We start from the raw sequence: 20,623 nt of genomic DNA, 5'->3' as shown, positions 1-20,623 counted from the left end.
CCCTGCGCAAGACGCAATATTCAGGCCACCGAAAAGGGAAGTTCAATCACAAAACACATGCCGGTCGGCGACCGGGACTGCAGCGTAATCGTGCCGCCATGCAGTTCGACTATGCCTTTTACCAAGGCCAGCCCCAATCCGGCACCGGGTTTGCCCTCAGCGGTTCGTCCGCGCCGGTACTTTTCAAACACCTTCTGCTGCTCGTCGGGCTGAATACCCGGGCCCTCGTCTTCGACCGACAGACGACAGAGCCCCGCCTCTTGCGTCACACGCAGCAACACCGTCGTCCCAGCCGGTGCATATTTGAAAGCGTTCGACAGCAGATTCATCAGCATCACCCGCAGCAGTACCGGGTCGCCATGCAGCGCCGGCAGATCGGCCTGCACTTGCTGCTGCACGGTATGCGCTGTGGACAGCTGGCCGCCGTTTTCCGTGACCCACATGACCATTTCAGCCACATCCACATCCACGGGCTCGAGCGCGAAGTTCTGGCTGTCGATGCGGTCCTGGGTCAGGCAGTTGTCGAAGAAATAGCTCAAGCGCGCAGAACCGCGCAGGATGCGCTGGGCCAGCGCCTCCTGCGCCGGTATGTCCTTGGAGCGCAGCGCCAGCAGTTGACCTGCGGTGTTGATCACCGCCAGCGGCGAACGCACCTCATGCGAAAGCATGGCAATGAAATGGCGTTGATCGAGGACCGTCTGCTCGATGGAAGCGACAGCACTCTCCAGCTCCTGGGTGCGCTGCGCAACCATGGCTTCCAGGTCTTGTGCATGCTCCTGCATGTGACGCGCCATGTAACCCATCGCATCGGCCAACGAGCGCAGCTCACGGATCGGGCTGGACTTGGGTGCCTTGGCCGTCCAGTCATCCTGGGTCAGGCGAGTCGCCCAGTCGCTGAGCGATTGCAGCGGACGAACCAGGCGACTGGCGACAAACAGCGAGAAAAGTACGGATGCCAGCATCACAGCCAGCGTGGTGTAGATGGTGTTGCGCAACACCCCGCGCAGCGGAGCATCGAAGCGACTCTCCGGCAGCATGATGGCCATAGTGAGCGTCGGCCCCTTGTGCAACACATGCGTCCACCAGCGCATCAGATGCCGCTCGCCACCCACTTCCATGAACTCATGCCCCTCCACCTGACCGGTGCGCAGGATGTGCTGCCCCAGAGCACGCACCACGGGATCTCCACTCTCGTCCATGCGCGGCCGCCGCTCACCGGCAGCCCCCGTGAGCCCCATGGAGGCATCGGCCGAAGACATGGCCAGCAGCTCTCCAGATGCCTCCGCCAGAAACGCCTTTCCGCCAGACTCCGAAGCGACGGTATTCAAGAAATCGTTCAGCTGCGACAGCGAAACGTCTGCCGTGACAATGCCAATCAGATCGCCGTTCCTGGCACGCAATGGTGCGGATGCCCCCATACCGATCGCACGATAGGCGCCTTGCACGTCCTCGATCTTGTAACGATAGGGTGCGTACCATGACGTCCCGTCGTAATCCAGGGCGTTGGTGTACCAGGGTCTGTTGCGCGCATCAAAGTTGATCTCACTGCGCGAAATCAGCGTGGGCTGGCGTGTCAGCTCATCCACCCGAAAGACCTCCATCGCACGATCTCCGCTGATCGTGGCTCGCATCATGCGCAGCGCCCGGTCAATCCCTAGGGGTGGACGGCTGCCGGCGAAGTACTCGCCCTCCCGCGTCCCCAGAGAGATGAACGTCAACTGCGGCTGCTGGTCAATCTGCAGCATGAACTGCTTCATGAGCTGGTCCGGGTGATCGACCATCAACAGACCGGCACGCGCCTGTTCTACATTGAAAGCCACCGCCCGCTGGGGCACATCGAAAAAAGACAACAGCTTTTCGCGCACCCGCTGCGAGACTTCGTCGGCCAATTGGAGTGCAAAGCCCTCCATCGCGCCCACAGCAGAGCGATAAAAGAGGGTGCCGCTGGCCAGCGAGATCGGCAGGAGAATCGCCAGCAGCGCAAAGGTCAAAAAACTGCGCAGCGCGATGCGGCGAGCAAACATGGGCAGCCTGGGTGAAGTGAGCCTGGAAGGGAAATCGGATTCAAGCACAGATCGGCAGAAGTGCCCGCCGTCGACTTATGGAGCCGTACCAGGCTGCGCGCCGCCCCGACGAGAGCCTCCTGAGCAAATCCATGCCGCCTGAGCCCAGTACCAGACTGCAAGCCAGATTGACCGCTAGAGCCCGCCCATCAATCGCCTGCAGCTATCACTCGCCTAGCACCACCTCACGTCCCCGCACGCTCCAGCATGGCATGCAGCAGCACGTTGCACCCGGCCTCGATGTGCTCGGGTTTCGCATCCTCGATCTCGTTGTGGCTGATGCCGTCCTTGCAGGGGATGAAGATCATGCCGCTGGGCGCCAGCTTGGCCATGTAGACCGCGTCGTGCCCCGCACCCGAGACAGCGGGCATGTGGCTGTAGCCCAGCTTGGCTGCGGCGCGGCCCACGGCCTCCACACACTCGGGCTGGAAGAGTTGCGCGGGATAGCTCGACACCATCTCGATGTGCACCTGCACACCGTGCTCCTTGGCCACCTGGTCGGCGAAGGCCTTGACCTCAGCGGCCATGGCGTCCACCAGCGCATCGGTGCTGTTGCGCAGGTCGATGCTGAACTTGACCCGGCCCGGAATCACGTTGCGGCTGTTGGGGAACACCTGCACCATGCCCACGGTGCCGCGCCCGTGCGGCGGGTGGCGGTGGGCGGCAGCGACTACGTCTTGCATGATGCGTGTGGCGGCCAGCATCGCGTCCTTGCGCAGGGCCATGGGCGTGGGGCCTGCGTGGGCTTCCATGCCGGTCACGGTGCAGTCGAACCAGCGAATGCCGAGCACGCCGCTGACCACGCCGATGGTCTTGTCGTTGTCTTCCAGCACGGGGCCTTGTTCGATGTGGGTTTCAAAATAGGCGCCGATGGGGTGGTCGCCGGGCTCCTGGTCTCCGATGTAGCCGATGCGCTCGAGTTCGCCCTTCACCGTCTTGCCTTCGGTGTCGGTGGCGGCGTAGGCGTGCTCCAGCGTGAAGGCTTTGGCGAACACGCCGGAGCCCATCATCACGGGCACGAAACGGCTGCCTTCTTCGTTGGTCCAGAAGGCGACTTCGATGGGGGCCTCGGTCTCGATGCCGTGGTCATTCAGCGTTCGCACGACCTCGATGCCCGCGAGCACACCGTAGTTGCCGTCGAACTTGCCGCCGGTGGGCTGGGTGTCGATGTGGCTGCCGGTCATGATGGGGGGCAGGTTGTTGTTGCGCCCGGGGCGGCGCATGAAGCCGTTGCCGATCTTGTCGATGGTGACAGTCATGCCCGCTTCGCGCGCCCAGCGGGTCACGAGGTCACGGCCCTGCTTGTCCAGGTCGGTGAGGGTCAAGCGGCACACGCCGCCCTTGGGGGTGGCGCCGATCTGCGCCAGCTCCATGAGCGACGACCACAGGCGGTCTCCGTTGATACGCAGGTTCTCGATGTCGGTCTTCACTTTGGTGTCCATGGTGTTCTCCGGATGCATTGCAGCGGTCAGCGTGCAACGGCGGTGGGGGCCAGGTCTTGCGCACGTTTTTGCACGGCCTGGAAGTTGGCGCCAAACGCGGGGCGCTTGATGTAGCGGCCCTTGCCCTGCTCCGCCCGCAGGTCGCCGTTGGCAAACACCACGCGGCCCTGGCTCAGGGTGTGGCTGGGGATGCCGCGCACGGTGCGGCCTTCAAAGATGTTGAAGTCGCCCTTGCTGAACTGCGTCTTGGCCGAGAAGGTCTTGGTGCCTTGCGGGTCCCACAGCACCAAATCAGCATCGGCACCTTCGCCGATGTAGCCCTTGCGCGGATAGATATTGAACAGCTTGGCCGCGTTGGCCGAGGTGATGGCCACGAACTCGCTGGGCGTAAGTCGCCCAGTGTTCACGCCACCATCCCACAGCGCAGCCATGCGCTCTTCCACACCGCCGGTGCCGTTGGGAATTTTTGCGAAGTTCTCTTTGCCCATGGCCTTTTGCGCGGCGCAGAAGGTGCAGTGGTCCGTGGCCGTGGTGTGCAGCTGGCCCGACTGCAGGCCGCGCCACAGCGCCTCCTGGTGGCCCTTGGGGCGGAAGGGCGGGCTCATCACATAGGCGGCGGCCTTGGCGAAATCGGGGTCGCGGTAAACGCTGTCGTCCACCAGCAGGTGGCCCGCCAGCACCTCGCCGTACACGCGCTGGCCGCGCGCACGGGCGCGGGCAATGGCGTCGGCCGACTCCATGCAGCTCACATGCACCACGTAGATCGGCACGCCCAGCACGTCGGCAATGGCAATGGCGCGGTTGGCGGCCTCGGCCTCGACCATGGGCGGGCGCGACAGCGGGTGGCCCTCGGGGCCGGTGATGCCCATCTTGGCGACCTCTTGCTGCAGCAGGTAGACCAGCTCACCGTTCTCAGCATGCACTGTGGGCATGGCCCCGAGTTCGAGTGCGCGCTTGAAGCTGTTCACCAGGGTTTCGTCGTCGCACATGATGGCGTTCTTGTAGGCCATGAAGTGCTTGAAGCTGTTCACCCCCTCGTCCTGCACCAGCGTACCCATGTCGGCGCGCACCTGCTCGCTCCACCAGGTGATGGCGACGTGAAACGAGTAGTCGGCGGCCGACTTCTCCGCCCAGCCGCGCCACTTGCGATAAGCATCCAGGATGGGCTCTTGCGGATCGGGGATCACGAAGTCGATGATGCTCGTGGTGCCGCCGGCCAGCGCGGCGGCCGTGCCAGTGTAGAAGTCGTCCATGGTGACGGTGCCCATGAACGGCAGCTGCATGTGGGTGTGCGGGTCGATGCCACCGGGCAGCACGTACTGGCCGCTGGCGTCCAGCGTCTGCGCCCCTACCGGCGCCTGCGCAGCCGCCCCATCGCCCACAGCCACGATGCGGCCATCGACGCACAACACATCGGCGCGCTGTTCACGGTCGGCGTTGACCACGGTGCCACCGCGGATCACAAGGGCTTGGGTCATGGGGGTCTCCTTCAGGGATGCGGATCAGATCAAAAAAGGGCCCTGCACTGGCACCAGGCCCAGGCAGGGCCAAGGGGTCACTTTTTCTTGGCAGTCAGGTAGTAGTAGGTGCCGGCCACGGCCAGGCTGAAGAACCAGCCAAAGTCAAACAGCGCGAGCAGCAGGCCGGGCACAGCCGCCTTGTCGATCACACCCGACACAGCCAGGTAGCCTGGCAGGCAGGGCAGCACACCCAGCGCAAAGGCAATCAGCGCCTGCACGTTCCAGCCATTGCTGTACTCGTATTCGCCGCCACGGCGGTACAGGTCGTCCACCTTCAGCTCGCTCTTGCGCACCAGGTAATAGTCCACCAGCAGGATGCCCGCGATGGCGCCCAGCAGCGTACCGTAGCCGCCCAGCCAGGTGAACAGGTAGCCGCCCGAGGTGGCCAGCAGCTTCCAGGGCATGAACACCAGACCAATCAGCGCGGCGATCAGGCCACCCATGCGGAAGCTGATCTTGGACGGTGCGACCTGGCTGAAGTCGTACGAAGGCGACACGAGGTTGGCGGCCACGTTGGTGGTCAGGTTGGCCAGCAGGATCACCAGCAGGCCCACGCCCGCAGCCACGCTGCCCATTTGCGTGAGCAGGCCGTCGGGGAACAACTGTGCCTTGCCATACAGGATGGCCGATGCCGAGAAACCAATCACACCCACCATGGAGAACAGTGCCATGGGAATCGGCAGGCCGATGGCTTGGCCCATGACCTGGTCCTTTTGCGACTTGGCAAAGCGCGTGAAGTCCGGGATGTTGAGCGCAAGCGTAGCCCAGAAGCCGACCAGGCCCGTCAGCGCCGCCCAGGTCTTGGGGCCACCCTCGACCACCTTGGCAGGCAGGTTGAAGAGCTGGCCCGAAGGCACCTTCATCATCAGCACCACGACGAGCACGATGGACGCAATAATCATCAGCGGCGCGGCGATCACTTCGAGCTTGCGGATGGACTCTGGGCCCTTCCAGATGAAGTAGATGTGCACTGCCCAGAACGCGAGGAAACACATGAACTGCGAGGTGCTGATGGTCTGCCCCTCGGCCGGGCCCGCGAGCCCCATGCCCAGGATGTTCAGGAAGCCATGCAGCGCCAGCGCGCCGAAATAGCAGTTGATGGAGAACCAGCCACACGCCACCAGGCCCCGCAGCACAGCGGGCAGGTTGGCGCCTTTGACGCCGAACGAAGCACGTGCCAGCACGGGGAACGGCACACCATATTTGGGCCCCACGCGGCCGATCAGCACCATGGGCACGAGCACGATACAGTTGGCCAGGAACACCAGCCACACCGCCATCTGCCAGGTGAAACCCTGGTCCAGCATGGAGCTGGCCATGGTGTAGGTGGGCACACACACGACCATGCCCACCCAAAGTGCGGCGAAGTCTTTCCAGGTCCAGTGTCGCTGCGCGGCGGTGGTGGGGAGCAGATCTTCATTGGCGAGCGTGTTGGAGGCTCCGCCGGGCATTAGCCCCGCCACGTGGGCAGCGCTGCCGGTACTGTTGGTCATGCCTGTACTCCTGTCAAAGACGTCGTTGGGGTTGCACACAACCCGCCGTCTGTTTCAGCGCCCTCACGCTGGCAGATGGCGGGCAAAGGGAAGCGAGCGATGCTAGAGATCACGCAAGAACTGCACCAGATGCAGTGCAGCATGCGTTGCAAATCAGCACCACAACGGGTGCTGTCACAACGCCTTGCAGGGTCTGTGGCACACGCGCGCATGGGCCGCATATCAAGCCGCTGCAGACACGCGCTGCGGGTTGTTGGGGTGCGTGGTCCAGTTGGCGTATTCGCCGGTCACCGTCTTGCCCGTGCGCACATCAACTTCGCCCGGCTCCAGCGCGCGCATGGTGATGCACTCTGGCACGGGGCAGATCGACACGCACAGGTTGCAACCCACGCACTCGGCCTCGTTGATCTCGAACTTGCGCACGCCACCCTCTTTGGTGAAGGTGATGGCCTGGTGCGAGGTGTCTTCGCACACCACATGGCAGCGGCCGCACTGGATGCAGGCATCCTGGTTGATGACGGCTTTTTCGATGTGGTTGAGGTTGAGGTTCTTCCAGTCCTTGACCGTGGGCACGGCCTGGCCCTTGAAGTCATCCAAGGTGGCGTAGCCGTGCTCGTCCATGAAGTTGGACAGCCCATCGCACATGTCCTGCACGATCTTGAAGCCATACACCATGGCCGCAGTGCACACCTGCACCGTGCCGCAGCCCAGCGCAATGTATTCGGCCGCATCGCGCCAGGTGGTGATGCCGCCAATGCCGCTGATGGGCAGGCCCGAGGTCTGCGCGTCGCGCGCGATCTCGGCCACCATGTTCAGCGCAATGGGCTTGACGGCCGGGCCGCAGTAGCCGCCGTGCGAACCCCAGCCGTCGGTGCTCGGGCTCATCACCATGCGGTCCAGGTCCACACCCATGATGGAGTTGATGGTGTTGATGAGCGACACGGCATCGGCTCCACCCGCCTTGGCGGCGCGTGCAGGGTGGCGTACGTCGGTGATGTTGGGGGTGAGCTTCACGATCACGGGCAGCTTGCTGTAGTGCTTGCACCAGGCCGTGACCATCTGGATGTATTCAGGCACCTGGCCCACGGCCGCGCCCATGCCGCGCTCGCTCATGCCGTGGGGGCAGCCGAAGTTGAGTTCGATGCCATCGGCGCCGGTGTCTTCCACGAGCGGCAGGATGTTCTTCCAGCTCTGCTCCTCGCACGGCACCATGAGCGAGACGATCATGGCGCGGTCCGGCCAGTTGCGTTTGACGCGTTTGATCTCTTCGAGGTTGGTGTGCAGCGGCCGGTCAGTGATCAGCTCGATGTTGTTCAGGCCGATCACACGGCGGTCTTGCGACATCAGCGTGGAGTAACGCGGGCCGTTGACGTTGACCACCGGTGGGTCTTCGCCCAGCGTCTTCCACACCACGCCGCCCCAGCCCGCCTCAAAGGCGCGGGTGACGTTGATCTCTTTGTCGGTGGGTGGTGCGGAGGCCAGCCAGAAGGGGTTGGGGCTTTGGATGCCCAGGAAATTGCTGCGAATGTCTGCCATGGGGTGCTCCCGTGAAAACTGGGGTGAGGGGTTCAGGCCACTTCAGGCGCTGAGTGCGGCATGGATGGAAACAGCTGCAACCTTGCCGTGCTCCACCGCTTCCACCGTGAGGTCGCGGCCGCCCACGCGGCAGTCGCCACCGGCCCACACACGCGCCAGGCTGGTCTGGCCTTCGGCATCGGTGGCGATGCGCCCGCCCTCCAGCGCAATGCTTTTGCCCACAGGCTCAGCCACAAAGGTCTGGCCGATGGCCTTGAGCACCATGTCGGCATCGAGCGTGAAGGTTTCGCTGGTTTCCACCAGCTTGCCGCCGCTCAGCGCCGTGGCGGCAAAACGCACGCCCTTGACAGCGCCGCCTTCGCTCAGCACCTCTTTCGGTGCAGCCCAGTGGCGGATGGTCACGCCGTTCGTCTGCGCCCATTGCTGTTCCACGGCCGATGCCGACATGGCCTCCGCGCCCCGGCGGTAGACGATGGTTACTTCTTCGGCGCCCAGCTTGCGCGACTGCACGGCGGCATCCACCGCTGTCATGCCGCCACCAATCACCACCACCCGGCGGCCCACGGGCAGGGTCGAGAGGTCGACGCTCTGGCGCAGCTCGGCAATGAAATCCACGGCATTGCGCAGTCCGGTGGCGGTGGGCTCGGCCACGCCCAGCGCGTTCACGCCCTGCAGGCCCAGACCCAGGAACACCGCGTCGTAAGCACCCAGCAGGCTGTCGAGCGTGATGTCAAGGCCCAGTTGCTGGCCCGTGCGCACCTCGATGCCGCCGATGGACAGCAGCCACTCCACCTCCTTCTGCGCGAAGTTGTTGGTGGTTTTGTAGCTGGCGAGGCCGTATTCATTCAGGCCGCCCAGCTTGGGGCGCGCCTCGAACAACACCACGTCATGCCCCCGCACGGCCAGACCATGCGCGCAGGCCAGGCCCGCAGGCCCAGCGCCCACCACAGCCACGCGCTTACCGGTGGGGGCTGCGCGCTGGAACAGGGGTGTACCGGGCTTTTCAAAAAATGCGTCAGTCGCATAGCGCTGCAGCGAGCCGATCTCCACCGGCTTGTCTTCGTTGGTGTTGCGCACGCAGGCCTGCTCGCACAGCACTTCGGTGGGGCACACGCGGGCGCACATTCCGCCCAGCGGGTTGGCCTCCAAGATGGCACGGGCAGCACCCCGGTTGTTGTCCTGCGCAATGCGGTGGATGAACGAGGGGATGTCGATGCCCGTGGGGCAGGCCGTGGCGCAGGGGGCGTCGTGGCAGTAGTAGCAGCGTTCGGCCTCGATCAGGGCCTGGGGGCGGGTGAGCGGCGGGTGCGCGTCGCTGAAGTTGGAGGCGTAGTCGGCCAGGTTCAGGCGTGCGGCATGAATGCCGCAGGCACGGCTTGCGGGTGTGTCCATCAGGTTTCCTCCGAGAGGGTGAGGGTGGGGGTCTGGGCGCAGGCCATGCAGGCGCTCCAACGCGCCCGTGCCACGCAGCGCTGGCTGCGCATGCGGCTGGGGCCAGTCAATGCAGCGCAGGCGCAGGTGCCTGTGCTTGCAAACTTCGGAGGTTTCATCGTGGGCCTCGCTGTAGGATTCAGGTGCCCGCGGCTTTGGCGCAGCGGTGCCCTGTGTGGTGGGTCAATTTACCAACCCGTAAAAATTTACCAATTGGTAAAATCCCTAGAGCAAACCCCGTGCCAGCCAAATCGCCACAAATCCCCGTCTCACGCCAGCGAAATGCCAGTTTTTGGCCCCTGGCTTGTTCCACAATGGTGCGATGACCGACGCCCGCCCGTCCCCCGCAGACACCGCCCCCCGCGCTCCCAGGACAACGCGCGCCACCTCCAGCGACGAGACAACGCCCCGCGCGCCCACCGCCTCGCGCTTGCTCAAGGAACAGGGCATCCTCACTGAGGCCGAGAACCACTTTGCGCAGTTCGGCTTTGAGGGCGCCTCGCTGGAAAACATCGCAGCCGCCATCGGCATCAGCCGCCACAACCTGCTGTATTACTTTCCGAGCAAAGAGGCGCTGTACCAACGCGTGCTCGACGACGTGCTCACCCAGTGGCTGGCCGGGATGGAAGACTTGTCGCACAGCGACGACCCCCAGCAGGCGCTGCGGCGCTATATCCGCGCCAAGCTGCAGTATTCGCGCACGCGCCCCCAGGGCGCCAAGGTCTTCACCAAAGAGGTGATTGCCGGTGCACCACGTTATGGCAACGCCATCATCGAGCGCGTGGCGCCGCTGCTCAAGACCGAGGTGCGCACCTTCGAACGCTGGGCCCGAGAAGGCCGCATCGCCAAGGTCAACTTCACGCACCTGATGTTCATCATCTGGTCGGTCACGCAGGCCTATGCGGAGCAGGAGGCCCAGTTCGCCCTGCTGCTGGGCAAACCGGCACTGACAGAACGCGACTACGAAAAGGCCGAGGAGCTGATCGTGCGCATGGTGCTCAGCGCGCTGGCGCCCGAGAACCCCCTCTGAAGCAGCCACCAACGCTACCATATTGATAGCTACTTGCGCCTTATAGATAAGCGCTAGAGCCGATTTTTATCTGTAATTTGCGCATCCGATCTTGCGCCGCATGGTGAGCAACACGACGGGCATGGGCGGTACCGCCCCCGCCTTGCCACTGCCCTACCCCTGCTTTTGCTGCCACAGCACATCCAGCACATGCTGGGTGGCCCGCTCGACTGGCCCTGCACGGTGCGCGATACCCAGCGGCCGCCACAGGCGGGGCTGCAGCGGCAGCATGCGGATGCGGGGGTCCCGTGGCACGGAGGTGGAAGCCTCTTGCGGCAGCAGCGTTGCACCATAGCCTGCCGCCACCAGGCTTTTGATGGCGTCGTTGTAGTTCAGCTGGATGCGCGCCTTCGGGTGTTCGCCGGCTTGCGCAAACCACTCGCCCGTCAGCCGTGACAGGCTGGTGCCGTCGTCGTTGAGGATCAGCGGCTGGCTCGCCAGCCAGCCGGGAGTGACCCGCGCGGGCGAAGGCCAGGTGGACGGCACAAACGCCATGACTGGGTCGCGCCGCCACGGCAGCACCGCCACACCGCGCAGGGCGGCCTGTGGCAGGGCCACCAGGCCCACATCCAGCACACCATTGGCCAGCCGCGACATGGTTTCGTGCGAAGTGAGCACGGCCACCTGCACGTCGATGCCGGGGTGGTGCTGGCCCAGCGCCTCCAGGGCCTGGGGCAGCAGGTGCGCAATGGCCCCCGTGGAGGCGCCCAGGCGCACACGCCCCGCCAGCCCCTGCACCTGGCGTTGCACCAGGTCCATCGCTTCATCCGCGTCCGCCAGCAAGCGCCGCGCACGTTCGACCAGCACCTCACCCACGGCGGACGGACGCACCTCGCCCCGCTTGCGCACCAGCAATGGCGCACCGATGTGGGCCTCCAGGTCCGCGATGTGCAGGCTCACCGTGGGCGGCGCCAGGTGCAGCGTGCGCGCGGCTTCTGCGAAGGAGCCCAGGTCGGCAATGGTGACCAGGGTGCGCAGCCGGTCAAGATTGAGTTCGCGCATGACGTTCAGTAAACCTGATTCTGATGTTTGTGAAATTCAACTTTTCAAAGTTTAGACCGGGACCGAAGATTCCACATCCCCTCCATTGCAGGAACCCGCCCCATGACCCCCCCACCCCTTGTCTTCATCGATGGCGACCAAGGCACCACCGGTTTGCAGATCCACGAACGCCTGCGTGGCCGCACGGATCTGCAGCTGCTGACCCTGCCCGAGGCCGAACGCAAGAACGCCACCCGCCGCGCCGAGGCCATCAACAGCTGCGATATCGCCATCCTGTGCCTGCCCGATGCCCCTGCCCGCGAAGCAGCCGCCTCCATCGTCAACCCCGCCGTGCGCGTGATCGACGCCAGCTCGGCGCACCGCACGGACCCGCAGTGGGTGTATGGCTTTCCAGAGATGGGCGCTGCCCAGGCCGCGCGCATTGCTGGCGCCAAGCGGGTCAGCAACCCAGGCTGCTACCCCACGGGCGCCATCGCCCTGCTGCGGCCCCTGGTGCAGGCGGGGCTCGTGCCCGCTGACCTTCCCATCACCATCCACGCGGTGTCGGGGTATTCGGGCGGCGGACGGGCTCGCGTGGACGAACATGAAGGCACGAACGCGGCCAACGCCCCGGCCTTCCAGCTCTACGGCCTGGGTCTGGAACACAAACACACCCCGGAAATCGCCCTGCATGCCGGGCTGTCGCAACGCCCGTTTTTTCTTCCGGCCTATGGTTCGTTCCGCCAGGGGATTGCGCTCACCATTGCGCTGCATCTGCGCCAGCTGCCCGCAGGCACCACCGGAGAGCGTTTGCACGCTTGCCTGGCCCAGCACTTTCTCGGTGCGGACCATGTTGAGGTCCTGGGTCTGGCGCAAGCGCAAGACACCCAGCACCTGGACCCGCAGGCCCTCAACGGCACCAACCAGCTGCAGTTGGGCGTTTTCAGCAACGCCCGCCATGGCCAGGTGCTGCTGACTGCCGTGTTCGACAACCTGGGCAAGGGGGCATCGGGGGCGGCTGTTCAGAACCTGGATTTGATGATCGGACGGGGCCCACAGAAATCCCAACCGTAACCGCCGTCCGGAGACAAGACAGATATATGCGGTCACGCCCAAAGCGACCGGCACTACAAACCACCGCAGCGCGCTCCATCAAACGGCTCTCTTCTGCGACATTTTTCACGATTTGAGACGTTTTTTGGTCTGCTAAACTGGTTTGGTCTACCGTCCCACCTGGGCTCTGGCCCTCCTCCAAACGCCCTTCCATGGCCCAATCCGGCAAAGCCCCCTACTTTTTCGCCCTGGTTTTGGTATTGGCTGTGCTGGGCGTGTATGTGCCAGGACTGAACAACGAGCTGCTGTTTGACGACATTCGGCTCACGGAAGGCTCCATCTTTAGTGGCTACGGCAGCCTGCTGGACCTCAAGGCGCGCATGGTCTCGTACGGCAGCTTCGTCTGGGTCGACCAGATCGCAGGCGCTGGCTGGTGGAAGCAACGCATCGTCAACATTGCCTTGCACCTGGGTGTGGTGGCTGCCATGTATGCGTTCTTCAAAGCGCTGATGGCCAGCACCCGTTTCCCGCAGGACATGGAGGACCAGGCGCACTTTGCCGCATCGCAAAGGGCTGCATTGCAGGTTGGGGTGGCATTGTTTGCACTCCACCCCATGGCGGTTTACGCGGTGGGCTACCTGATCCAACGATCCATCCTCATGGCAACCCTGTTTGCCGTGCTCGCATGCTGGGCCTTTGTGCGTGGGCTGCAAACCAAGCGAATGGTCTGGTACGCAGGCGCACTGCTGGCCTATCTGCTGGCCATGTTGTCCAAAGAGCATGCTGTGATGACCGCCGCCCTGACCATTCCTATCTACATCCACATACGGCGCCCCAGCTGGAAGAGCATTGCCGTCGTGTTGGGTGCTGCACTTTTGCTGATGGGCGTGGCCACTGCCGCACTGCTGCACTTTCGCGGCGACTTGATTGGTCAGCTCTTTGATGCGCAATCTGTGGCCTTTGCGCAGCAGCTCGAAGCGCTTCGCCCGGGCATTACGCAGCAGATTTTTCCCCTGAGCATCCTGAATCAAGCAGGGCTCTTCTTTGCATACGGGCTGCTCTGGATCGTGCCATATGTTGGCTGGATGTCTATCGACCTGCGTCCCGCCTTTCCGCTGGGCTTTGCATCGTCCTGGCACCTGGCTGGCGCGGTGGCATATCTGGCGCTCTTTGCAGGGGCCGCGTGGCTGCTGCTTCGTCGCACAGGCGCATTGAGTCTTGCTGCGGTACTCCTTCTTTTTCCACTTTTGTGGTTTGCCACGGAGTTCATCACCGTCTGGGTGCAAGACCCTTTTGTGCTTTATCGCAGCTACCTGTGGGCAGTGGCGCTTCCTGGCTTGCTGGCGATTGTGCTCACCGGCTTCAAGCCCAAAGCAATCTATGCCCTTGGCGCTGTGCTGGGGTTGTTGTGTGGGGCGCTGGCCCTGGAGCGCAACCTTTCTTTGAGCGACGAAGTGGCCGCATGGACCGATGCTGCCGAGAAGATCGATGTCAAAGCCCCCGCCAATGCCGTTGGGCGCAGCCGCCCTTTTCTGAATCTGGGGGCCTACTACCTGCGCAAGGGCATGACAGACCAAGCGCAGTGGAACCTGTCTACTGCGGCAGCCCTTGGAGACCTGGGCGAACTGGGACGCAGTGCACGCTTTAACGCGGGCGTGGTTCTGCAGCTCAAGAAAAAGCACGCGGAAGCACTTCAGGCTTTTGCCGCGGCAGAGGCGCAGGGGTACGCAGAGCCCGCCCTGTATTACCACCGAGGCGAATCCCAAGCAGCGCTGGGGCAACTTGCACCTGCGCTGGAGAGCTTCCACACTGCCGTGGCCAAGGCTGAAAAAGATCCTCAACTGCAGAGTACGGTACCCACAGTGCGCATACGGCTGGTGGAGACCGCGATGGCCCTGCAAAGGTATGACGAGGCCATCAGCGGGTTTAAGGTGCTGCTGCAGACAAACCCCAAAGATCCGCGCCTGCTGCTCGGCCTTGGCATGGCACGGGTGGGCAAAGGCGAAACCAAGGCAGCCATTGAGGTGTTTGATCAACTCATTGCCACCAACCCCGGCGCCCCGGTCTACTACGGCCGCGCCATCGCCCACCACCGGGCGGGCCAGCAGGCAGCAAGCTTGAGCGACATCGATCAGGCCATCAAGCTGGACCCTCGGAACCCGCAGTACAACCAGATGCGTGCCGTCATCGCTGCCCCAAAGAAGTAGCACAAGTAGCGACCAGACAAGCAGGCTGTGACTTTGCGCGTATTACACATTGGCAAGTTTTATCCCCCACACCGAGGGGGGATGGAAGTGTTTCTTGCCGACCTGATTCAAGAGCAGCGGCGCCAGGGCCTGGATGTCCATGCATTGGTGCACGGCGATCCCCTGCCCGATGATCCCGTCTGGTTGCAGCGGGTGCCTGTGCAGTTCAGCGTGATCTACGCACCCATCGCACTGGGATTTCGAAGAGCCCTGGCACAGGCCATTCAGCGCATCCAGCCTGATGTGCTGCACCTGCACATGCCCAACAACTCTGTTTTCTGGGCGCTCACCCTGGCGCAGGCGCGCGACATTCCGTGGGTGGTGCACTGGCATTCCGACGTGGTGGTATCACGCATCCGCACGGCAGTTGCCATCGCCTACCGCCTTTACAGGCCTTTTGAACAAGCCGTACTCAGCCAGGCGGCGCGGGTCATTGCCACATCCACGCCTTACCTGGAAGCCAGCGAGCCGCTTCGAACATGGCGGGACAAATGCGATGTAGTTCCCCTGGGCCTGGATTGCACGAACCCGGCACCACCCGACGACACCGAACCGCTGAAAAGCTGGTCAGCCGAAGATTGCGGCGCACTGCGCCTGTTGTCGATCGGGCGCCTCACCTACTACAAAGGTTTTGAGACACTGGTCCGCGCTGTGACGGGCCAGCCAGGGCTGGAACTGCTGATCATTGGAGAAGGCGAGTCCCGCCAAGAGCTGGAGACCCTCATTGCAACCCAAACCCGGTCCGGCGAGCCGCCCAATGTGCGCCTTTTGGGGAACGTGGGTGACAACGAGAAACATGCCCTGCTTCAGAGTTGTGACGTTTTCTGCCTTGCTTCGTGCGAACGGACCGAGGCCTTCGGAATGGTGCTGCTAGAAGCCATGCACCATGCCCGGCCTTGCATCGTGAGCGACCTGCCCGGATCCGGCATGCCCTGGGTCGTCTCAAAGGCCGATGCTGGCTTGCGCGTTCCCCCGGAAGACGGTATTTCGGGCTGGCGGGCGGCGTTCCAGCACTTGCAAGACCTGCCCGAACAACGCGCGGCATTTGGTGCGGCGGGACAGCGTGCCTTGCTTGAATATTTCTCGATTGCCGCCTGCGCAAAAGCGCTCGCCACCAGCTATAAGCTGGTGACCCCAGAGGCGGAAAAACCGGCTCGAGGCAAGGACCTCCTGGTGGTAATCCCCGCGCGCAACGAAGCCGGCACCATCGGCAGCGTGCTGCAGCATCTGCATGCGCAGGGCTGGCACGATGTGCTGGTCATCAATGACCAGAGCACGGACGATACGGCAGCCATTGCCAGCGCGGCAGGTGCCCGCGTGCTGAATCCTGTGCTCCCCATGGGCGCATGGGGTGGTATGCAAGCGGGGATTCGCTATGCGTTGCTGCATGGCTACCAAGCAGTCATCACCATGGATGCCGATGGCCAGCATGAGGTCAACGAGATTCCTGTTTTGCTGCGAGCGCGGGATCAGGCCGACCTGGTGATAGGAGCCTACCCAGAGCGCGCCAGTCGCACGCGGCAACTGGCCTGGAACTGGTTTCGCCACCTGGCAGGTTTTGACTTGCGCGACCTCACCTCGGGATTCAGGCTCTACAACGCCGAAGCCATGCAGGTACTCGCATCGCGTGAAGCCACCTTGCTGGACTATCAGGACCTGGGCGCCCTGCTACTGGTGCGCCGCGCCGGCTTGCGTATTGTCGAAGTGCCCGTTTCCATGAATCTGCGCGCGGTTGGCAAGTCGCGAATTTTCAACTCATGGTTCAGTGTGGCCAAGTACATGGCGGCCACCACGCTGCTATGCCTTGCGCGGTGGCAAGTGCGCCGAGCAAGCCGTCGCGCTGCTCCTTGATTCTCAGCAGCGTTTCATTGGCCAAGGCGTGGAAACTCGCCCACCATCACCCCTTGGCATCGGTTTATCTAAGCTAGCTCCCTAACTAAGCGGGGGACCGCAAGCAACGCCCCTCCGATGCCTGCTTTCGGCGACAACTAACGCTACCGGAGTTCTCGCAAAGCAGCGTTATCTGCCTCCAATATGGCCAGCCGCTGATTGAGGCGCCTCACATCTCTTTCCACCCGGGTATTGACAATGTCGGTGTGCAGCGTCTTGACGAGGACGATCACCACAGCCACCAGCAAAAGCAGAGCGGGCGGGTAACTGATGCCCACCACCACCGCGAGACGATCAATCAGACCCGGCCAGACTCCCAAGACGGCCGCAGCCCCCGCGACCAAGATCCAGAACAGGCCGTGCAGAAGGTAGAGGTGATCACGCCGGACGAGCAGCAGAATGACGGCGGCAAGGCCGATGCCCAGCAAGGTGGTCGTGATTTGAAGTGGCGCCATGATTGAGAGTTGTAAGAAGACCAGTTGCATGCAGACGCCTGTGCGTCCGCCGGCCACATTCGCAATGCGCCCCGTCACCTAGGCATCCAAACCTCTGAACGGAGCGATGGATTTTAACGTTCGCCCACAAACCGTTTCCCTCCTTCAGGCCGCTAGATCGTTAGGACACCAACTGGTACCAACATCACTTGCAAAGCGGTTAATTCAGCGTAAGCTCAGCACGCGTTACAGAGAGTAGTGATAGCAAATATCCAACTGGAGGTTCCGATGCGCAAACCCAACATTTACATCTTCATCTGCGGCCTTCTTCTGGCCGCGTCCGCAGCCCATGCTCAAGCCACGCGTACGTGGGTGTCTGGGGTAGGAGACGACGCAAATCCCTGCAGCCGAACGGCTCCTTGCAAAACCTTTGCGGGTGCAATCTCCAAAACTGCAACCAACGGGGCCATCAACGTACTTGACCCAGGTGGTTTTGGGGCAGTCACAATCACCAAGAGCATCACTATTGATGGGGCAGGTGGGCAGGCTGGAGGCATACTCTCTGCCGGGACAAATGGCATCATCATCAATAACGCGGCGGCACATGTTGTCATTCGCAATGTTGTCATCGACGGTGCGGGCACGGGCATCAACGGCATCAATGTCTTGAGCGCGGCGGGAGTCATCCTCGACAATGTCAGAGTGTCCCGAGTTACCGGCCAATGCGTCAATTTTGCACCTACAACCCCGGCAGATAGCAATCTCGCCATTCGCAAATTTCTCGGTGACCACTGTGGTGGCGGGGGCATCTGGATCGTTCCTGGTCCGGCCACATTGGCTACCGTATCTATTTCCGACACTCGTATCGACCAAAGTCAACGCGGTATCCGGGCTGATGACGGAAGCGACGTATCCATCGTGAATACGATCGTGAGCTCCAATACCAATGCAGGTTTTATTTCGAATAGCGTATCGCGCCCTGTCAGCATGAGCATCGAAAATTCGGTCTCCGACGGCAATATTCAAAGTGGTGTGCGCTCGTTTGGTGCGCAATCGTCAATTCGCATTTCGTCCAGCACCATTACCAACAACACCGGACTGGGCCTAGAAACATTATCGGGAGGACAAATCCGGAGTTTTGGGAACAATAGGAATTCTGGAAATTATGGCGGCAACGGAGCACCTACAAGCACGTTGAGTCTGCAGTAAGCAGCGAATAAAAAAGGCTCCATCAAGGAGCCTTTTTTATGTGATGCTGCCGTGCCCGCACATCATGCTGATGGCTTTTCCGACTTCTCGCAAACATCCAGCACAGGCCACCTAAGTCAATTCATCTATCTACTTGCTCTTTCGAGCCGGAACACCTGTGTAGATGCCTGGCTCGACTATTGATCGATGCACCACGCCTCCCGCACCCACCATAACTCCGCTGGCAACTGACACGCCATCGATGATGACAGCGCCAGCCCCCAGCATTGAATATGCTCCCAAGCTGCTTCTTCCGGCAATCGTGCTATTCACTGAGATATGGGCATACTCGCCAACCTGAGCTTCATGCTCAACGACAGCTCCCGTATTGACAATACAACCAGTGGCTATGGACGCCAAAGGACCGATGTGCGCATGATGGCCTACGAAGCAGCCTGCTCCGATGGAACTTCCAACCCCCACACTGGCGAGCGGAGAAACAAGGGAAACCAAAGGCAAACCCAGCTGCTCAATAGCCAGACACTGCTGACTTCGGCGTTTATTGTCACCGGCAGCGGGAAAAGCGCTATATTCTTGAAAATCATCTGTCGCCAGAGACGAAACTACGGAATGCCCTAAAAAACTCTCCCCAGGCCGTGCATTTTCGTCGACAAACAATAAACTGATGTACCCGCATGCCAGCGCCAAATCGGCTGCACTACGCGCATGGCCACCATATCCGAAAATTATCAGTTTTTGAGACATCATTGCAGATTCTTGATTCGATCTACCCTGGAAATTCGGTCCAGAACTTCGATGTGCTCATTCACAACATCAGACCAGGAACGCTGGCTAAGTTGATCATAGGTTATGCGCTGCCGTGCTAGCAACTCCTGCGGATGAGCAAGTCCCCATTCAATGCGCCGTGCGCAGTCCTGCCAATCATAAGGGTCAAAAAAACTAATCTCTTGCAATTGAGGATCTGTCAAAACTTCCTCTGTGACCGGTATACGCGCCATAACCACTGGAGTGTCAACGGACAGCGCCTCAGTAAAGGTAAAGGGACATCCTCCTTCGCTCAGACTTGGATTAACAGCCAATGTCGCCAGCTTGTAACAAGCAGCCAACTCAGCAATACTGAGCTTGGGCAAGCATAGAACATCATTCTCTAATCGATTGATAGAAATAAAATCTTGTATCTCAGGTGCCGAACGCGGATGCCCAGTCAATATCAGTTTATGCGAAATATAGCGATTACGCAAAAGATACTCATATGCCCGAAGCAGGGTAATAATATTTTTATTCGGCCTGAACTGACTCGCATAGAATATAAACTGCAGCTCTCCATTGACCAGTCCAGAGGTATAGTCAATATTGGTGGCACGTAGTAGTGCTTGGAATAGCAGCTTCTGACAATGGTGCTTTGCCGTTTTTTCGGTGTCGGGAAACCCTGTAATTTCCACAGAGCGGTTCAATTTATTGGCAGCATGATGAATCACAGAAATTTTTTCCGCATCAACGCCATAGCGATCCACCAGCGTACCCCATTTCACTGCATCACTGTAGGTCACCAAGTTGTGTGCAGAATGAATCGATTCTTGAACCTTCTCAAAAACCTGCAGAGTGTAGTTTCCATTGACCGATGAGAAACCCACGGGAAAATCAGTCAATACAACATCCGGCACACACATCAACCTTGGGGCCTTGATCTCATTGAACGCTGGCCAGAAGGCCGTAGGGCAGTACCAAGCTGTTACCTCGTGCAGCCGCTCAATGACTTTCTGCATGCGCTGGGACTCAGAGTGCTCCATGTCAGCAAACAGACGCTGAACAAGTCCTATCCCTTGCGGCTCATCCAGCAAAGCTTTCAGCCGAGCTCTTTTGACAGCAATTCTGGGAGCCAGCCGCTGAAATCCGCGTTGAAGGAGAGGTTTCCAGCGATTGACCAGCAGCATGGGAATCCACAGGGGAGCCAGCATCAGAAGCAGGGCCCCCACTGGCAGCGCCTCCACGCAGAACATCAAAAGCGTGGATAAGCTGTTTACCGTGATGCCCCGCCGCTCTAAGCGCATCTGCGCCCTAGTGGCTACTTTATCCATGCCACGAGACAGACGCCGAAGCCAGCTCGAACCTCGCTCGCGTTTCAGGTAACTTTTCCAGGCCTCATAAACGTAGAGCGCGTACGGCTTTCCTTTAGGTCCAATGACGCGCACGCGATCCATGGGAACGTCCTCGCTCAGGAATAGCTGTTCCAATGAATCATGAGACCAACTGGGG

Annotated in this window: 16 protein-coding genes; 5 read left to right on the top strand and 11 right to left on the bottom strand. The window is 61.5% G+C overall.

The window, feature by feature from the left end; genetic code table 11:
- Window positions 1-20: 20 nt before the first annotated feature.
- From AC2YJX_RS06360 to AC2YJX_RS06330, 7 genes are all read right to left on the bottom strand, one after another.
- A complete protein-coding gene (locus tag AC2YJX_RS06360) occupies window positions 21-2,024 on the bottom strand; it encodes an ATP-binding response regulator (protein ID WP_487255579.1) in 2,004 nt (667 codons plus the stop codon).
- Window positions 2,025-2,248: 224 nt separating this feature from the next.
- Window positions 2,249-3,505 (bottom strand): Zn-dependent hydrolase, encoded by a 1,257-nt coding sequence (locus tag AC2YJX_RS06355; RefSeq protein ID WP_487255578.1) that lies wholly within the window; start codon window positions 3,503-3,505, stop codon window positions 2,249-2,251.
- A gap of 26 nt (window positions 3,506-3,531) precedes the next feature.
- Window positions 3,532-4,983, bottom strand: a complete 1,452-nt coding sequence (hydA, locus tag AC2YJX_RS06350; protein WP_487255577.1) for a dihydropyrimidinase — start codon at window positions 4,981-4,983, stop codon at window positions 3,532-3,534.
- Window positions 4,984-5,060: 77 nt separating this feature from the next.
- A complete protein-coding gene (locus AC2YJX_RS06345) occupies window positions 5,061-6,518 on the bottom strand; it encodes an NCS1 family nucleobase:cation symporter-1 (protein ID WP_121507475.1) in 1,458 nt (485 codons plus the stop codon).
- A 222-nt stretch (window positions 6,519-6,740) separates the two neighbouring features.
- A complete protein-coding gene (gene preA, locus AC2YJX_RS06340) occupies window positions 6,741-8,054 on the bottom strand; it encodes an NAD-dependent dihydropyrimidine dehydrogenase subunit PreA (RefSeq protein WP_426306522.1) in 1,314 nt (437 codons plus the stop codon).
- A 42-nt stretch (window positions 8,055-8,096) separates the two neighbouring features.
- Entirely contained in the window at window positions 8,097-9,446 is a 1,350-nt protein-coding gene (locus AC2YJX_RS06335) for an NAD(P)-dependent oxidoreductase (protein WP_487255576.1), read from the bottom strand.
- Window positions 9,446-9,604 (bottom strand): hypothetical protein, encoded by a 159-nt coding sequence (locus AC2YJX_RS06330; protein ID WP_487255575.1) that lies wholly within the window; start codon window positions 9,602-9,604, stop codon window positions 9,446-9,448. Before AC2YJX_RS06330 ends, AC2YJX_RS06335 begins: the two co-directional genes overlap by 1 nt.
- Window positions 9,605-9,807: 203 nt before the next feature.
- Here AC2YJX_RS06330 and AC2YJX_RS06325 point away from each other — a divergent pair, with 203 nt between their 5' ends.
- The gene (locus AC2YJX_RS06325; RefSeq protein ID WP_176888401.1) at window positions 9,808-10,515 is read left to right on the top strand and encodes a TetR/AcrR family transcriptional regulator; all 708 of its coding nucleotides are present in this window, start codon (window positions 9,808-9,810) and stop codon (window positions 10,513-10,515) included.
- A gap of 153 nt (window positions 10,516-10,668) precedes the next feature.
- Here AC2YJX_RS06325 and AC2YJX_RS06320 read toward each other — a convergent pair whose 3' ends face one another.
- Window positions 10,669-11,556, bottom strand: coding sequence for a LysR family transcriptional regulator (locus AC2YJX_RS06320; RefSeq protein ID WP_228898844.1), 888 nt, complete (start codon window positions 11,554-11,556; stop codon window positions 10,669-10,671).
- A gap of 102 nt (window positions 11,557-11,658) precedes the next feature.
- Between AC2YJX_RS06320 and argC the strand changes: the two genes are divergently transcribed.
- The 3 genes from argC (at window position 11,659) to AC2YJX_RS06305 (ending at window position 16,685) form a co-directional block, all read left to right on the top strand.
- Window positions 11,659-12,609 (top strand): N-acetyl-gamma-glutamyl-phosphate reductase, encoded by a 951-nt coding sequence (argC, locus tag AC2YJX_RS06315; protein WP_487255574.1) that lies wholly within the window; start codon window positions 11,659-11,661, stop codon window positions 12,607-12,609.
- Window positions 12,610-12,800: 191 nt separating this feature from the next.
- Window positions 12,801-14,795, top strand: coding sequence for a tetratricopeptide repeat protein (locus AC2YJX_RS06310; RefSeq protein ID WP_055401366.1), 1,995 nt, complete (start codon window positions 12,801-12,803; stop codon window positions 14,793-14,795).
- A gap of 81 nt (window positions 14,796-14,876) precedes the next feature.
- Window positions 14,877-16,685 (top strand): glycosyltransferase, encoded by a 1,809-nt coding sequence (locus AC2YJX_RS06305; RefSeq protein WP_487255573.1) that lies wholly within the window; start codon window positions 14,877-14,879, stop codon window positions 16,683-16,685.
- 143 nt (window positions 16,686-16,828) lie between these two features.
- Here AC2YJX_RS06305 and AC2YJX_RS06300 read toward each other — a convergent pair whose 3' ends face one another.
- Window positions 16,829-17,179, bottom strand: a complete 351-nt coding sequence (locus tag AC2YJX_RS06300; RefSeq protein WP_121508820.1) for a DUF2304 domain-containing protein — start codon at window positions 17,177-17,179, stop codon at window positions 16,829-16,831.
- 267 nt (window positions 17,180-17,446) lie between these two features.
- Here AC2YJX_RS06300 and AC2YJX_RS06295 point away from each other — a divergent pair, with 267 nt between their 5' ends.
- Complete coding sequence (locus tag AC2YJX_RS06295) at window positions 17,447-18,367, top strand: right-handed parallel beta-helix repeat-containing protein (protein ID WP_121507482.1); 921 nt, start codon at window positions 17,447-17,449, stop codon at window positions 18,365-18,367.
- Between the two features lie 129 nt (window positions 18,368-18,496).
- On the opposite strand, the gene AC2YJX_RS06290 is transcribed toward AC2YJX_RS06295, so the two are convergent.
- Together AC2YJX_RS06290 and AC2YJX_RS06285 are read right to left on the bottom strand one after the other, a co-directional pair.
- Window positions 18,497-19,111 (bottom strand): NeuD/PglB/VioB family sugar acetyltransferase, encoded by a 615-nt coding sequence (locus AC2YJX_RS06290; protein ID WP_487255572.1) that lies wholly within the window; start codon window positions 19,109-19,111, stop codon window positions 18,497-18,499.
- A complete protein-coding gene (locus AC2YJX_RS06285) occupies window positions 19,111-20,568 on the bottom strand; it encodes a glycosyltransferase (RefSeq protein WP_199727034.1) in 1,458 nt (485 codons plus the stop codon). The genes AC2YJX_RS06290 and AC2YJX_RS06285 overlap by 1 nt, the downstream gene beginning before the upstream one ends.
- Window positions 20,569-20,623: the final 55 nt, after the last annotated feature.

The sequence above is a fragment of the Acidovorax sp. SRI_002 genome, from assembly GCF_057586455.1.
This window is presented reverse-complemented; position numbering and strand designations above follow the sequence as displayed.